General features: G+C 68.9%; 9 protein-coding genes and 1 pseudogene. 7 read left to right on the top strand and 3 right to left on the bottom strand.

Going from position 1 to position 14,602, the window contains the following annotated elements:
- Window positions 1–62: 62 nt before the first annotated feature.
- Complete coding sequence (locus tag EYW47_RS00795) at window positions 63–4,781, bottom strand: DEAD/DEAH box helicase (protein WP_133192987.1); 4,719 nt, start codon at window positions 4,779–4,781, stop codon at window positions 63–65.
- A gap of 344 nt (window positions 4,782–5,125) precedes the next feature.
- Here EYW47_RS00795 and EYW47_RS00790 point away from each other — a divergent pair, with 344 nt between their 5' ends.
- A complete protein-coding gene (locus EYW47_RS00790) occupies window positions 5,126–6,178 on the top strand; it encodes an aldo/keto reductase (RefSeq protein ID WP_133192986.1) in 1,053 nt (350 codons plus the stop codon).
- 165 nt (window positions 6,179–6,343) lie between these two features.
- On the opposite strand, the gene EYW47_RS00785 is transcribed toward EYW47_RS00790, so the two are convergent.
- The gene (locus EYW47_RS00785) at window positions 6,344–6,697 is read right to left on the bottom strand and encodes a BON domain-containing protein (RefSeq protein ID WP_133192985.1); all 354 of its coding nucleotides are present in this window, start codon (window positions 6,695–6,697) and stop codon (window positions 6,344–6,346) included.
- Window positions 6,698–7,058: 361 nt separating this feature from the next.
- On the opposite strand from EYW47_RS00785, the gene EYW47_RS00780 reads away from it, so the two are divergent.
- The gene (locus EYW47_RS00780; RefSeq protein ID WP_133192984.1) at window positions 7,059–8,618 is read left to right on the top strand and encodes an RNA polymerase factor sigma-54; all 1,560 of its coding nucleotides are present in this window, start codon (window positions 7,059–7,061) and stop codon (window positions 8,616–8,618) included.
- A gap of 90 nt (window positions 8,619–8,708) precedes the next feature.
- Here EYW47_RS00780 and EYW47_RS00775 read toward each other — a convergent pair whose 3' ends face one another.
- The gene (locus tag EYW47_RS00775; RefSeq protein ID WP_133192983.1) at window positions 8,709–9,545 is read right to left on the bottom strand and encodes a DUF72 domain-containing protein; all 837 of its coding nucleotides are present in this window, start codon (window positions 9,543–9,545) and stop codon (window positions 8,709–8,711) included.
- Window positions 9,546–9,784: 239 nt separating this feature from the next.
- On the opposite strand from EYW47_RS00775, the gene EYW47_RS00770 reads away from it, so the two are divergent.
- The 5 genes and pseudogenes from EYW47_RS00770 to EYW47_RS00750 all read left to right on the top strand — a co-directional run bounded on the left by EYW47_RS00770 (window position 9,785) and on the right by EYW47_RS00750 (window position 14,468).
- Window positions 9,785–10,180, top strand: a complete 396-nt coding sequence (locus EYW47_RS00770) for a transposase (protein WP_133192982.1) — start codon at window positions 9,785–9,787, stop codon at window positions 10,178–10,180.
- Between the two features lie 244 nt (window positions 10,181–10,424).
- The gene (locus EYW47_RS00765; protein ID WP_133192981.1) at window positions 10,425–11,396 is read left to right on the top strand and encodes an acetyltransferase; all 972 of its coding nucleotides are present in this window, start codon (window positions 10,425–10,427) and stop codon (window positions 11,394–11,396) included.
- A 650-nt stretch (window positions 11,397–12,046) separates the two neighbouring features.
- A pseudogene (locus tag EYW47_RS00760) lies at window positions 12,047–12,760 on the top strand (alcohol dehydrogenase catalytic domain-containing protein); the annotation flags it as partial.
- A 180-nt stretch (window positions 12,761–12,940) separates the two neighbouring features.
- A complete protein-coding gene (locus EYW47_RS00755; RefSeq protein ID WP_133192980.1) occupies window positions 12,941–13,402 on the top strand; it encodes a universal stress protein in 462 nt (153 codons plus the stop codon).
- A 502-nt stretch (window positions 13,403–13,904) separates the two neighbouring features.
- Window positions 13,905–14,468, top strand: a complete 564-nt coding sequence (locus EYW47_RS00750; RefSeq protein ID WP_133192979.1) for a hypothetical protein — start codon at window positions 13,905–13,907, stop codon at window positions 14,466–14,468.
- The last annotated feature ends 134 nt before the right edge of the window (window positions 14,469–14,602 follow it).

Below are 14,602 nucleotides of genomic sequence, written 5' to 3'. Positions count from 1 at the left end.
CCCGCTCGCACCCCCCGACAACGTTCACCGTGGCACCGAAAACGGAACTCGCGGTGCCGCCGCTAGGCGCTCGACGCAACGCTTCCTGAGCGACCAAGGGCCGTGCGCAGGGCGGCGCGCGTGCCCTCGTCGAAATCGCCGAGAAACTCGCAACGGCCCGCGATCAGCGTCGCGACGGGTGCGCCATCCCAAAACACGATGCGATTGCCCGCGACCGCGGGTACTTTTTCCCCAGGCAACACGGTGCCGACGAGATTCAGCGGATCCGAGGCGGCGATGCAGACGAGCGCGCCTTCTGCGCCCGGTGCCCCGTTCGCCGGACTGCCTGTGCTACCGCGCCTGCGCACTTCGCGCAGCAGCGCGACGGCCTCCGGCAGGGCGAACTGCTCGCCCGAGAGGCCCGTGACGAAGCGGCCGCCGCGCACGTCGCCGCGCGCCTCCATGCGCCGCAGCACGCGCAGCAGATCGCGCCACGGCGGCAGCCAGGGCGCTTCGCGCGCCAGCAGTTGCCAGCACACGACGCCATAGCGGCGCAGCAGCACGTGCGCGACGTGCTCCAGCAGAGCGGGGTCGGCTGGCGGGCGGCGCGATGGTGTCGGCGATGTTGCCAGGCGCGTCGCGCGCACCGCTTGCATCTCGCTCGCTGCGACCGTCGCCGCTGCGTCTCCCTGTGCCGACGAACCCAACACGACATCCATGGCCGCACGATCCTCCGCCGACGCCGGCGCCGCCTGTGCAGCGGGCAACGCGACGCGCCGCAGCACCGCCCAGCGCCCGGCATCGGCCATGCCGCCCACGAGCGGCCCGAAGCCGCGCGGGCGCCGTCGTCCGTAATGTCCGTGCTGCGCATGGCGCTTCGCCGCGGGGCGGACCAGCGCGCGCAGCCCCGCGAAGCTGTCGGCGTTCACGAGCCCCGCGGCCACCAGCTCGCCCAGTGCGTTCTCCAGCTCCACGCCGAGCAGGTGCGCATCGGCGGCCAGTTCGTCGAAGAACATCGCGCCGTGGCGCAGCAGCGCTTCATGGACGCGCCGCGCGCGCGCCGAAAGCTCTGCCGCTTCGGGGGCCTCGACGAGCGCGGTCCAGCGCGCGAGCTCACGGCGCGGCAGCAGCACGACGGGCGTGCTGCGCACCGTCGATGCCGCGGCCCGCGCGGGTAGCCGCGCCCACGCGAGATGCCCGGAGCGGCACAGCTCGTCGAGCAGCATGGGCGTGTAATCGTCGATGCGCGCGGGCAGGATCTCGTCCTCCCACGCAAGCGCCGAAGCCTCCCAGCCTTCGAGCTGTTCGAGCATGGCCGCAAGCGCGTCGCGGCCCGAGCCGCGCGCGTCGGCGCCCACGTGCTGCCACTCGAACAGGAAGCGCATGAAATCCTGACGCTCGACCGGCTCGATCTCGCGGCGCAGCTTGCGGACCGTGTAGCGGTGGATGCGCGCGAGCAGATGGCGCTCGCACCATTCTTCCTCGCGCGCGCCCGGCGTGAAGCGGCCGCGCATGACCGTGCCTTCGGCTTCGAGCCGGGTGAGCGCAAGCGCTGCCACGCTCGCCTCCAGCGCGAGCGGCCGCGCCACTTGCGAAACCGTTAGGGGTCCGAATCCGGACAGCCGCGCACGCACGATCTCCACCAGCGCGGTGTCCTCGTTCCACGGTTCATCGCGAGATGCTTCGACGCCAGCGAGCGCAGCCAGCGGCGGCTCGCATTGCGCCTGAGGATAGATCGCGCGCACGCAGGCGAGTCGCTCGATGCTCACCCACAGCGCGTCGTGTTGCGCGACCGGCATGCGCGTCGCCCGCCCGGCGGCGGCCAGCTCGGCGAGCCATGCGCTCCAGCCGTGCGCGTCCGCCTCGCTTTGCGCAAGCGCGCCGAGCGTGTTGAGCGCGTCGTGCAGTTCGTCCGCATCGCGCACCTGGGGCCAGGCCTCCTCGCGCACGCTCGCGATCGCCTCGGGATCGAGCGCGCCCAGGTCGTCCGTGGACTCGGGGTCGCTCCAGCGCCGCGACAGCACCGCCTGCGTGCGCCGCTCTTCGAGGGGCGCGTCGTCGAGGAACGCATAGGGGCGCGCGCTCAGAATCTCCGCTGCGAGCGGCGAGGGCGCCGGCAGCTCGCGCGTCACGAGCCGCACGCCATTCGACTCGATGCGGCGCAGCAGGGCGAGCCATGCTTCGGTGTCCATCGCGTCGTGCAGGCAGTCGTCGAGGGTTTGATCGACGAGCGGATGGCGCGGAATCTCGCGCTCACCCGCGAGGTTTTCGACGCACGCGACCTGGTCGGGGAACACGGCCGCGAGCAGGTCCTCGCTGCGCATGCGCTGGATTTGCGGCGGCGTCTTGCGCCCGCCGGTCTGGCGCGGCAGCGCGAGCGCCGTGGTGGCGTTCCAGCGCCAGCGCACGCCAAAGAGCGGCGCGTCGAGCAGCGCCTGCACGAGCAGATGCCCGGCGCTGTTCGAATGCAGATAGCGCCACACTTCGTCGAGCGCGAAGCTGTGCGCGTGCGTGAGCGAGAGGATGATCGCGTCCTCGGTGGCGGCGGCCTGCAGCTCGAAGTTGAACTGGCGGCAAAAGCGCTTGCGCAGCGTGAGGCCCCACGCGCGGTTCACGCGGCTGCCGAACGGCGCGTGGATCACGAGCTGGGTGCCGCCCGCCTCGTCGAAGAAACGCTCCATCACGAGCGTGTCCTGGGTCGGCAGGACGGTGAGCGCGGCGCGGGCGCGCGCGAGGTACTCGACGATCTGGCGCGCGGGGGCGTCGTCCAGATCGAGCGTGGCGGCGAGCCATGCCGTGGCGCGCTCGATGGCGGCGGCGTTCGCCGCAACGCCTGGGCTCGCCGCGGCGTCTGCGCTGTCGTTCGCGCCCTCGGCGATACCGGGCCGGGCGTTCTGGGGGAGATCGCTCGCCGCGTCCTCAACAGGGTGCGCGCCAAGCGCCGTCTCGATCTGGGCGCGCAAGCGCGAGATCGCGAACGAGAGCTCGTCGCTGCGGCCCGGCGCCTCGCCGAGCCAGAACGGGATGTTCGGCGGCTGGCCTTGCGCGTCCTCCACGCGCACGCGTCCCGCCTCGATGCGCAGGATCCGGTACGAGGCGTTGCCGAGCTGGAACACGTCGCCCGCGAGGCTTTCGACGGCGAAGTCCTCGTTCACGGTGCCGATCTGCACGCCCTGCGGTTCGAGCAGCACGGCGTAGTCGGCGTTGTCGGGGATCGTGCCGCCCGAGGTCAGCGCGACGAGGCGCGCGCCGCGCCGGGCACGCAGCGTCTGGCTCACCACGTCGCGGTGCAGATACGCGGCGCGCGGCCCGTGGCGGCTCGTGTAGCCCTCGGCGAGCATGCGCAGCACCGCGTCGAAGCGCGCGCGCTCGAGCTGCGCGAACGGCGCGCTGCGGCGCACGAGCGCGAAGAGCGCGTCCTCAGACCATTCCTCGCAGGCCACCTCGGCGACGATCTGCTGCGCCAGCACGTCGAGCGGCGCGTGCGGCAGCGCGAGGCGGTCGAGCTCGCCGCGCCGCACGCAGTCGAGCAGCGCCGCGCATTCGATGAGGTCGTCGCGCGAGGTCGGAAAGAGCCGCCCCTTCGGCATGCCGCCGACCTGGTGCCCCGAGCGCCCGACGCGCTGCAGGAAGCCCGCAATCGAGCGCGGCGAGCCGATCTGGCAGACGAGATCGACGTCGCCGATATCGATGCCCAATTCGAGCGAGGCCGTGGCCACCAGCACGCGCAGCTCGCCGCGCTTCAGGCGCTGCTCGGCGTCGAAGCGATGCTCGCGCGCGAGGCTGCCGTGGTGCGCGGCCACGACCTCGGCGCCGAGGCGGTCGCTGAGATGGCGCGCGACGCGCTCGGCCATGCGGCGCGTGTTCACGAACACGAGCGTCGTGCGGTGCTGCGCGACGAGCTCGGCCATGCGGTCGTACACGCGCTCCCACACGTCGTTGGCCATGACGGCCTCGAGCGGCACGGGCGGCACTTCGAGCGCGAGGTCGCGCGCACGCACATGGCCCGCATCGACGATCGCGCACGCAGGCGGCGCTGCGGCGTCGCTGCCCATGCCGACCAGAAAGCGCGCGACCGTTTCGACAGGCTTTTGCGTGGCCGAAAGCCCAATGCGCAGGAGGCGCTGCCCGCACAGCGCGTCGAGGCGCTCGAGACTGAGCGCGAGATGCACGCCGCGCTTGTTGCCCGCGAGCGCATGAATTTCGTCGACGATCACGCTGCGCGCGCCAGCGAGCATGCGGCGGCCCGACTCCGAGCCGAGCAGCACATAGAGCGACTCGGGCGTGGTCACGAGAATATGCGGCGCGCGCTTGCGTTGCGCGGCGCGCTCTGGCTGCGGCGTGTCGCCGGTGCGCACGGCAGCGCGGATCTCGACGGGCGGCAGGCCCCGGCGCGCCAACTCCGCGCGGATGCCTTCGAGCGGGCGCTCCAGGTTCAGGTGGATATCGTTGGAGAGCGCCTTGAGCGGCGAGACATAGACCACGAGCGTGGCGTCGGGCAGCGCGCCGCCGTTCGCGAGGCCTTCGCGCACGAGCGCATCGAGCGCGGTGAGAAAGCCCGTGAGTGTCTTGCCCGAGCCGGTGGGCGCGGCCACCAGCGTCGCGCGGCCGGCCGCGATGAGCGGCCACGCGGCGCGCTGCGCGGGGGTGGGGACCGGGAAACTGCTCCGGAACCATGCGGCCACGGCCGGATGGAAGAGCGCGAGCGGATCCTCCAGATCAGCGGCGTTGGGGGCGTCTGGCGCGTTGAGCGCGGATCTGGGCGAATCGGGCTGGACGGAGGCGGGCGAAAGCAGGCTCATGCGCACAAGGTTTGAGGGCGCGCCGCGCGGGTTTCAAGTGCCGGGCTGCAAGACGCGCGGCGCGTGCGGCAGATACGGCTCGTGGGGCTTGCGCGGTTCATCGGATGGGTGGGGAAAGACAGCACGAAAGACATCGCGAAAGGCCAGTCTGGCAGGTTTCGCGCGCGGCTGCCAGGCGGCGCTTCGGGAGCGCGGCGGCCTGCGCGGCCGCGGGGCTTGCCCACAAGCGTACCCAAGCCCCGCACGTCGAAACGCCTGAGGCGCACCTCGGGCACGTCTTGCTTGAACGCAGTATCCTCTGCCCCGTTGTTGGATGTTCCCTCGGTCCACGTCGGAGTTTCCCCATGCGAATGCATCCTCTTGGCCGTACCGGCCTCTTCGTTTCCGAACTTTGCCTCGGCACCATGACCTTCGGCGGCGGCGCCGGCATCTGGAACCAGATCGGCGATCTGCAGCAGACCGATGCCGAACGCCTGATCGGCCGCGCGCTCGATGCGGGCATCAATTTCATCGACACCGCCGACATCTACGCGCAAGGCATTTCCGAGCAGTTGACCGGCCAGGCGCTGAAGAATCTCAAGGTGGTGCGCGACCAGGTCGTGGTGGCGACCAAGGTGCTCGGCGAGATGGGCCCCTCGCCGAACCAGCGCGGCGCGACGCGCTATCACATCATGGAGGGCGTGAAGGCGAGCCTGCGCCGCCTGCAGCTCGATCACATCGACCTGTACCAGATTCACGGTTTCGATCCGGTCACGCCCATCGAAGAGACCGTGCGCGCGTTCGACACGCTCGTGCAGCAGGGCTACGTGCGCTACGTGGGCGTCTCGAACTGGGCCGCATGGCAGATCGTGAAGGCGCTGGGCATTGCGCATCACCACGGGCTCGCGCGCTTCGAGTCGCTGCAGGCGTATTACACGATCGCGGGCCGCGATCTCGAGCGCGAAATCGTGCCGATGCTCGCGAGTGAAGGGCTCGGGCTGATGGTGTGGAGCCCGCTCGCGGGCGGCCTCCTGAGCGGCAAGTATGGGCGCGACCGCCAGGGCGAGGCGGGCAGCCGCCGCACGACGTTCGACTTTCCGCCCGTGGAGCGCGAGCGCGCATGGGATTGCATCGACGCGATGCGCCCGATCGCCGAGAGCAAGGGGGTTTCGGTGGCGCAGATCGCGCTCGCATGGCTCCTGCATCAGCGCGCGGTGACGACGGTGATCGTCGGCGCGAAGCGCACCGACCAGCTCGACGACAACGTTGCGGCGACCAAGGTGAGGCTCTCCACGGAAGAGCTCGCGATTCTCGACGACGTGAGCGGCTTGCCCGCCGAATATCCGGGCTGGATGCTCGCGCGCCAGGGCGACGCGCGGCTTGCGCAGTTGCGCGACGCGCAGCGCGAGGAGCGCTGAGGGACGTAGCGAAGAGCAGCGGGGGGCGCGCGCCGCACGCGTCCCGCTGCATGGCGCCGTGGCACGCCCGCCGGTGGGCGGCAGTCACGGCGAGCGCCGCGCATGGCGAGTCCATGCGCGGCCAATACGCGGCCAATACGTGGTTAAAGCGCGGCTAGTCCACGGTTATTCCGCTGCCGCCACCTTCAAGTGGTTCTTCACCGAGCTCACGCCCGACACGCCTTCGACCACCTGTTTGGCGTTGTCGCGATCCTCCGCGCTCGGCACGGTGCCCGTGAGCGACACGACGCCCTTGCGCGTCTTCACGTGAATATGCTCGGACTTCACGTTCCTGGCGGCCAGCAATTCGGTCTTCACCTTGGTCGTGATGGTTGTGTCGTCAACGTGCTGGCCGATGCTTTCGGAGCTGCCCGAGGGCGGTGCCGAAGGCGCGGTCGTGGTCGTCTGCGCGCCGGCAGCGAGCGCGAAAGTCATGCAGGCCACACCTGCAACGGTCTTGAGCATTGGAATGCGCTTCATGCGTTTCTCCTTTTCCGTTGGTGTTCGCTCAAGCGTGGCGCAAGGTCCATGCCGCGCCGCGCCAATTGCGGCCAGCGTGGCGGCGCTACGGCGCGCACTATGTGGGATTCAGGCATGGCCGCGCGAGGCGGATTGGGGGGCACGAGGGCTCGATGTGTACTCAATGAGCACGCAATGAGCACGGAATCAGGCACGCAATTTTGTTCGGGCGATTGTAAAAACGTTCGCTGCACGGCGGGTCCGGGAGCCGGAATTGCTTCGTCGCAAGAGTCGATCCCGTTATAAAACAAGTGCTTGAAAAAACTGGCATGAGTGTTGCGTGGACTGGGCCATTCACATCAAATTCAAGAACAGGACAGCCATGCCTTCCATCGCGTTACACGCACGCCAGCATCTGGCGCTGACGCCGCGTCTGCAGCAGGCCGTGCGCCTGTTGCAGCTATCGTCGCTCGAATTCCAGCAGGAGCTGCGCGAAGCGCTCGATACCAATCCGTTTCTCGAATATGTGCCGCCCGCCCAGGAGACTGGCGAAGCCGCCGAGGCCGCCGAAGGCGCCGCCGGCATTGGCGCGGCCACGAGCGTCGCGCCCGCAGCCTCCGCCAATGCGCCCGAGGGCGACCTGGACGGCGGCATGGAAAGTGCCGCGGACGGCGGCATGGCACCCGATGCCGCGAGCTATGGCGGCGAGCCGACTGCGTACAGCGACGAAGCTTCCGGCTACAGCGACGACGGCGCATCGTACGCCTCCGAGCTGCCGTTGCCGGGTGCGCTGCGCGCGTCGTCTGGCTATCGCGGCTCGGAAGACGGCGAAGCCGATGCCGCCGACTGGGTGCGCGTGCCGATCTCGCTGCGCGAGCAGCTGCATGAGGCGCTGCGGCTCTCGCCGCTCGAAGACCGCGACCGCGCAGCGGTCCAGGTGGTGATCGAGGCGCTCGACGACGACGGCTATCTGCGTCAGGAGCTCGCCGATCTCGCCGGCGTCGAGGGCATAGGCGACACGCTCGATGAGGACCGCCTGCGCGTCGCGCTGCGCGTCGTGCAGACGCTCGACCGGCCCGGCATCGGCGCTCGCTCGCTTGCGGAGTGCCTTGCGCTGCAGCTCGAAGCGATGCCCGAGGACACCCCGTACCGCGAGCTTGCGCATCGCATCGTCACCGGGCATCTGGAGCGTCTCGCGCGCCGCGAGCACGGCGAGCTGCAACGTCAGCTGGGCTGCGATGCGCAGTCGCTGCAGGCGGCGAGCGCACTCGTGCGGCGCCTCGATCCGAAGCCGGGCAATCACTACGGTCGCGCGGACGGCGGCTATGTGGTGCCTGACGTGATCGTGCGCCAGGTGCGCGGCCGCTGGGTGGTGAGCGTCAATCCGGCCATCGAGCCGCGCGCGCGCATCCACAAGCTCTATGCGGAGCTGTTCGCGCGCTCGGAGCAGACGAGCCGCTCGCCGCTCGCGCAGCAACTGCAGGAAGCGCGCTGGCTGATTCGCAACGCGCACAAGCGCTGCGAGACGATCCTGCGCGTGGGCGAATGCATCGTCGCGCGCCAGAAGGCTTTTTTCCAGTATGGCGAGATCGCGCTGCGCCCGATGCTGCTGCGCGATGTCGCCGACGAGCTCGGCCTGCACGAGTCGACCGTGTCGCGCGCGACCGGCAACAAGTACATGGCCACGCCGCGCGGCATCTTCGAGTTCAAGCGCTTCTTCCCGCGCGAGCTCGAGACGCGCACGGGCGGCACCTGTTCCGCCGCCGCGGTGCGCGCGCTCATCAAGGAGATGATCGACGCGGAGAATCCGCGCGATCCGCTCTCGGATGTCGTGCTCACGCAGGAGCTGGAAAAGCAGGGCGTGCGCGTGGCGCGCCGCACTGTCACGAAGTACCGGCAGATGATGAAGCTGCCAGCGGCGGAAATGCGCCGGCAGCTTTGAGCGTCGCCCAACGCGTGGTGCGCAGCGAGATCGATCCCGCTGCGCACCGCCCGTCTAGTGCGGTCGGCGCGCTCGATGCGCTTCTGGTGCTCATTGCGCGCCGCGCTCGCGCAGGCGCTCGATCAGCGCCATCGCGGCGGCGGGATTGCGCTCCTTGTAGCCGCTGATCACGTAGAGATAGACGTCGCGTGCGGCCGTGGCCGCGAGCGGTGCGTCGAAGGTCGCGAGGTCGCCAGGGTTGCCGCCCTGTGCCCACGTGAGCGCGCGCTCGGCCCAGCGGTCGAGGTCCGCGGGCGAATAGCCGAGGGGCTCGCCATCGGCCGTGCCCATGATGCGGGCATAGACGAAGGGCGCCGAAACGTCGGCGATCTGTGGGTACTCCGAATCGCCGGACACCACGATCGCGGCCTCGCGCTGCCGCGCCAGCGCGACGAACTCCGGCGTGCAGAAACTCTCGTGCCGGACCTCCAGCGCATGGCTTAGCGCCTGCCCATCGGCTTCGACGGGCAGCATCTCGAGAAATCGTGCGTAGTCCTCTGGATCGAAGCGCTTGCCCGGCAACAATTGCCAGTTGATCGGCCCGAGCTTGTTGCGCAGATTCAGCACGCCACCGGCCAGAAAGCGCTCGATCGTGGCGCCGGCCTCGGCCAGCACGCGGCGGTTCATCGCGAAGCGCGGGCCCTTCACCGAGAACACGAAATCGTCAGGCGTCTCGTCGTGCCAGCGCATGAAGCTCGTGGGGCGCTGTGCGCCGTAATACGTGCTGTTGATTTCCAGCGAGGTGAGGTGGCGGCTCGCATAATCGAGTTCGAGCCGCTGCGCGAGCCCTTCGGGATAGAACGTGCCGCGCCACGGCTGATAAATCCATCCTCCGATGCCGACGCGAATGCGGCCGGTTTTCGCGGGCGAAACAGGTAAGCGTGCCATTGGAATTGCACCGTCGAGTCCGGAATGTCCCAGTTTAGCGCGGCTTTTTAGCGTTACGGGCCGAAACGACACCGTTGCAATAGCAAGATTTCGAAAGCACGGCCAGGCAGGTGCAATGCCATGCCGACTTTACCGTCACGCTAATTTTCAGACCGTTTTAGGCATAGTCCGATACTTTCCCCGAGGACGTGAGGCTAATTTAGTCGTTGTGTGTCAGACAACCTAACTTGGAATATCAGATGCAGCCTCGTCCCTCGATGGAGCTTAGCGACGCCCAATGGCGCAACGTCGAACCGCTCTTCCATGAAATCCGTTCCAGCGGTCCGCGCCGCGGCCGTCCCGCGCATTGCTCGCGCGCCGTATTCGAAGCCATTCTGTGGGTCCTTTCAACGGGCTCCGTCTGGGCGAAGCTGCCCGAGCGCTACCCCGACTTCCGCACCTGCCATCGTCGCTTCAAGATGTGGTACGACGCCGGCCTCGTGCAGCAGGCCATGGAGCGCCTCTACGGCGAAGAAGGCGTCGCCATGTGCGCGGCCATGAGCGCGCGCATGCAACCGTGGCGCGCGCCGGCCGGACGCAAGGCGCCGCGCTTTCCGGTCGCTTTCTCGCTGCGCTGGCCGCTGGCCCGCACCTGAGCGTCCGCAGGCAGATCGGGCTGCGCAAGCGTGCGGCGGCTGATGAGTCCGCCAGACGCTTGAGCATGCAGGCTGGCTCGAGGCGGTATGTCGTTGTCAGTCCATCTGCGTGAATTGCTGGGCGCGAAGTTGTGTGATGTGGTGTGCGAATCACCCTTCGCTGTGATCGGTCAAATCCGCCCTTTGTGGGATTCGCATTGGGTGCGCGATACTGTGAAGCTCAACGCAACGGAACCCACAGGACATGGCGCATTTCGACGTATTCAACGGTGATGCAGACGGTATCTGCGCGCTGCACCAGCTTCGCCTCGCCCGGCCGCGCGAGGCCACGCTCGTCACGGGCACGAAGCGCGACATCGCGCTCGTCAAGCGCGTCCAGGCGCGGCCCGGCGACTCGCTCACGGTGCTCGACATTTCGTTCGACGCGAACCGCGAAGCGCTTTGCGCGCTGCTCGAACAGGGCGTCCACGTCGAGTACTTCGATCATCACCACGCGGGCGAGCTGCCGATGAACCTCAACCTCGCCGCGCATATCGACACCACGGCGCAGGTCTGCACGAGCGTGCTGGTCGACCGCCATCTGCGCGGGCAGTACCGGCCGTGGGCGATCGCGGCGGCGTTCGGCGACAACCTGCAGGCCACCGCGCACGAGCTCGCGCGCGAAGCCGGGCTCGACGAAGCGCAGGCCGCACAGTTGTGCGAGCTGGGTGAGTCGATCAATTACAACGCCTACGGCGACAGTGTCGAAGACCTGTTCATCGCGCCTGCCACGCTCTACGAGACGCTCAAGCGTTACGCCGATCCGTTCGACTTCGTGGTCTCGGAGCCGCTCGTCGCGCGTCTTTCGGCGTGCCGCCGCGAAGATCTCGAACGCGCGCAGGAGATCACACCCTTGTTCACGGTGCAGTACGGCAGCGTGTGCGTGCTCCCCGACGAGCCCTGGGCGCGTCGCGTGCGCGGCGTGTTCGCCAATGCCCTCGCGATCGAGGAGCCGGCGTGTGCCCATGCAGTGCTGAGCGTCAATCCCGACGGCAATTACGCGGTGAGCGTGCGCGCGCCGCTCGTGCGTCCGCGTGGCGCCGACGAGCTCTGCCGTGCGTTCCCGGGCGGCAGCGGGCGGGTGGGCGCGGCGGGCATCGATTGTCTCGACTCGGAGCGGCTCGACCTGTTCGTCACCGCGTTCGTGCGCGTGTTCGGACGCACCGTGCCGCACTGAGCGCCTCGCGCGCGAGCCACACGGCCAGCAGAGCGCGTGTGGCCCGCATCATCCTTCGTCCCGCGCGTTCCCGGTCATTGCCACCCGGCGCAGGCGCGTTCGTGCGCGACCATCGCCGGTTGCGGATCCCGGGCATGTCGTCGCCGTATTCGTCCACGAGCGGGCGGTGCGCGGCGAGCTTGTCGTGCAGCGTCTGCCGCACATGCTCGGCGCTTTGCGCGAGTCCATCCACGCGATCGATCACGGCTTCGAGCTGAACTGCTTGAAGCGCCTCGCCATGCCTTCTTCAGGGCTGATCGGGCTCATTTGCTGCTCCTGGTCGATGGAGCGTGGTTCCATCCCATGCAAAGCTGTCGGTCGGAGGCAGGGTCCCACGATCGCTGGGAGCGCTTCCTCCGGGTGTCCGCGCGCACTCGTCGCCGTGCGCGCGCCGACCGCGTAACATGGATGATGCGTCCCCGCGCGCGGTGTGCGCTGCGCCGAGCTTCCTGAGCGCCTTCCGGGACGTGAAACGCGAGTTTTGTGTGCGGCGGAGTCAGCGCGCTGCATGGGGCCGGAGTCAGTGCCAAAGCACTCATTGCGCCCGACAGCTAAAGCACTCACTTCGGCCGGCAGCTGATGCACCAACTCCGATCAACGGGAGGACGGCGATGCGCGCCATGCTGTTCGACGGTACGAGTCCGCGGCTGCGAGAGGCGGACCTGCCCGATCCGGTTCCCGCTGCGGGCGAACTGCTCATCGACGTTCATGCGTGCGGTGTGTGCCGCACCGATCTCCATGTGGTCGACGGCGACCTGACGCAGCCGAAACGTCCGCTGATTCCCGGCCACGAAATCGTCGGCACGGTGGCGGCGCTCGGTGCGGGCGTCACGGGCTTCGCGCCGGGCCATCGCGTGGGCGTGCCCTGGCTCGGCCACACCTGCGGCCATTGCCGCTTTTGCCAGCGCGGCCGCGAAAATCTCTGCGACGCGCCCGGGTTCACGGGCTACACGATCGACGGCGGCTACGCGCAACGCACGGTTGCCGATGCCCATTACTGCTTCCATCTGCCTCGCCAATACAGCGATGTCGAAGCCGCACCGCTTCTGTGCGCGGGGCTGATCGGCTATCGCACGCTCGCGCTGGCTGGCGTTGCACCCTGTATCGGCATTTATGGATTTGGCGCGGCGGCGCACATCGTCGCGCAGATCGCGCGGCACCAGGGGCGCATGGTCTATGCGTTCACGCGTCCCGGCGACCACGACGCGCAGCGTTTCGCCCGGCGCCTGGGCGCGGCGTGGGCAGGCGGCAGCGACGAAGCACCGCCTGAGCCGCTCGACGCAGCGCTGCTGTTCGCGCCCGTGGGCGCGCTGGTGCCCGCGGCGACCAGCGAGTAGCAACGAAGACCAGTGAATGCGAACGAATAGGCAGTTTTTCGATTGCGCGAGCCTGCAAGGCGGCTCGCGTGGGACGCAACGGCCGGCAAGGCCGTCGCGCGCGCCTCGGACGACCGGGGCCGCGCACGGCGGATGCCGCGCATCATGGGCCTGGCCCGGGAGGTAACAATGTACAAGCTGATTCTGGTGGCCGTCGACGGCAGCCGTAGCGGACGCCGCGCGCTCGACGAGGCCGTAAAGATCGCCAAGGCGACAGGTGCGGCCGTAGAGGCGCTCTGCGTGGTCCAGCATCCGGCGCGTCTCGTCGATATCAGTACCGGTTTTGCGGAGGAGCAGACGCGCCAGTCGGCCGAGGCCGATGTCGCCACCGCCGCACTCGAGGAAGCGAAGACGGTGTTCGCGCAGGCCGGCGTGACGGGCACGGCGCGCGCCGCCGACTCGATGGGCGAGGAAGTTGCGGCAGTGATCTACCGCATCGCAGCGGAAGATGAGGCAGACCTCGTCGTGATGGGCACGCGCGGCTTGTCGGGCATGAAGCGGTTGCTGCTCGGCAGCGTGGCGGAGTCGTTCCTGCGCATGGCCGACCGTCCGGTCATGCTCGTGCGTCACGAGGAGCCGCAGGCGGCCTGACTCCACAGCTTTCACGGGCAACAAGCGGATGACAAGCTGGAGATAAGCGGGCGCTGCCGCGCAGGTGCGGCAGCGCCCGCCAGCGCACCTGCGCACTCACGCTTGCATCGGAAAATAGCCGCACAGGCATTGCCTGGCGCGCATTTATACGGTGCAAATATCTTGAATTGCGATTTCGATCAAGTTTCCCGGCAGCGTTTGGCACGCCGGGGGCGAGCATCTTGCTTATCATGTGAATTCGACCGCGTAATGGCCGTACGCGCTGCATCCCGAATCATCGGTTGCCGTTTCGCGTGAACGGGCGCAGTGCGCTGCAGTCCACGCGGCGTGAATCGCAACCGGGTTTGCCGGCGTTCCGCTGTCCGCCATCCTGGAGCGCCGCGCCGCCGCAAGTCCTTGTCACTGCCGGTCTCGCCGGGGCGCCTTGCCCCGTCATTCTTCGCGGTCACGCCATTGCCTGCCCGTCCGCGGACCGGGCCCGTACTTTCGTAAGGAATCGATCATGGCCACTGCTTCCCATCCTTCGTTCAATGCATGCCGCACCGGCGCTACGGCCGCCCTGCAATGGCTCGTCCATCAACAACAATGGCGCGAGCAAGCGCTCAATCTCATGTATCGCCGCATGGAGCGCGACCGCGCCGCGCTGGAAGGCACGCTGGAGACGTTGCGCGACGCGCGCGACTGGAATGATTTCGCCGCCGCGAGCCAGTCGGTCTGGCGCGACTACCTGAGCGCGAGCGCCGCGCTCTGGCAGGAGGGGGCCGCGGCCGCGCTGCAGGACGCCGGCGCATGGAACCAGCTCGCGCGCGACATGACGCAGCAATGGCAGGACACGTTGACCGCGCTGCAGCAGGGCGCGCCGGGCGTGAAAGGCGCTGCGGCAATGCCCATGCGCGAGTGGATGGCCGCGTTCGAGCGCGCGATGGGCGACACGGCGCACGACGCGACACAAGCGGCCGCGGGCACGCAGAGCGCGGCTGGGGGGCAGCAGGGGCAGGGCCGCGGCGCCGCTCGCGCGGACGGCAAGACTCAGGCGAACGCGAAGGGCACCCAGCATGGGCGCTAGACGGGGCGAATTCGTCACCGCTGGGGTGATGGTCCCGGTATCGCGAATAGCCGGGGCATCTCCGAGTCAGCGGTGACGCAGCCCCCGGCTGGACGGCACGTCGGGGCCGCAGTGCCGGTGGCGTTCGTGTGCCG

The sequence above is a fragment of the Paraburkholderia silviterrae genome (assembly GCF_004353915.1).
In the GTDB taxonomy this organism is placed as follows: Bacteria; Pseudomonadota; Gammaproteobacteria; order Burkholderiales; family Burkholderiaceae; genus Paraburkholderia; species Paraburkholderia silviterrae.
This window is presented reverse-complemented; position numbering and strand designations above follow the sequence as displayed.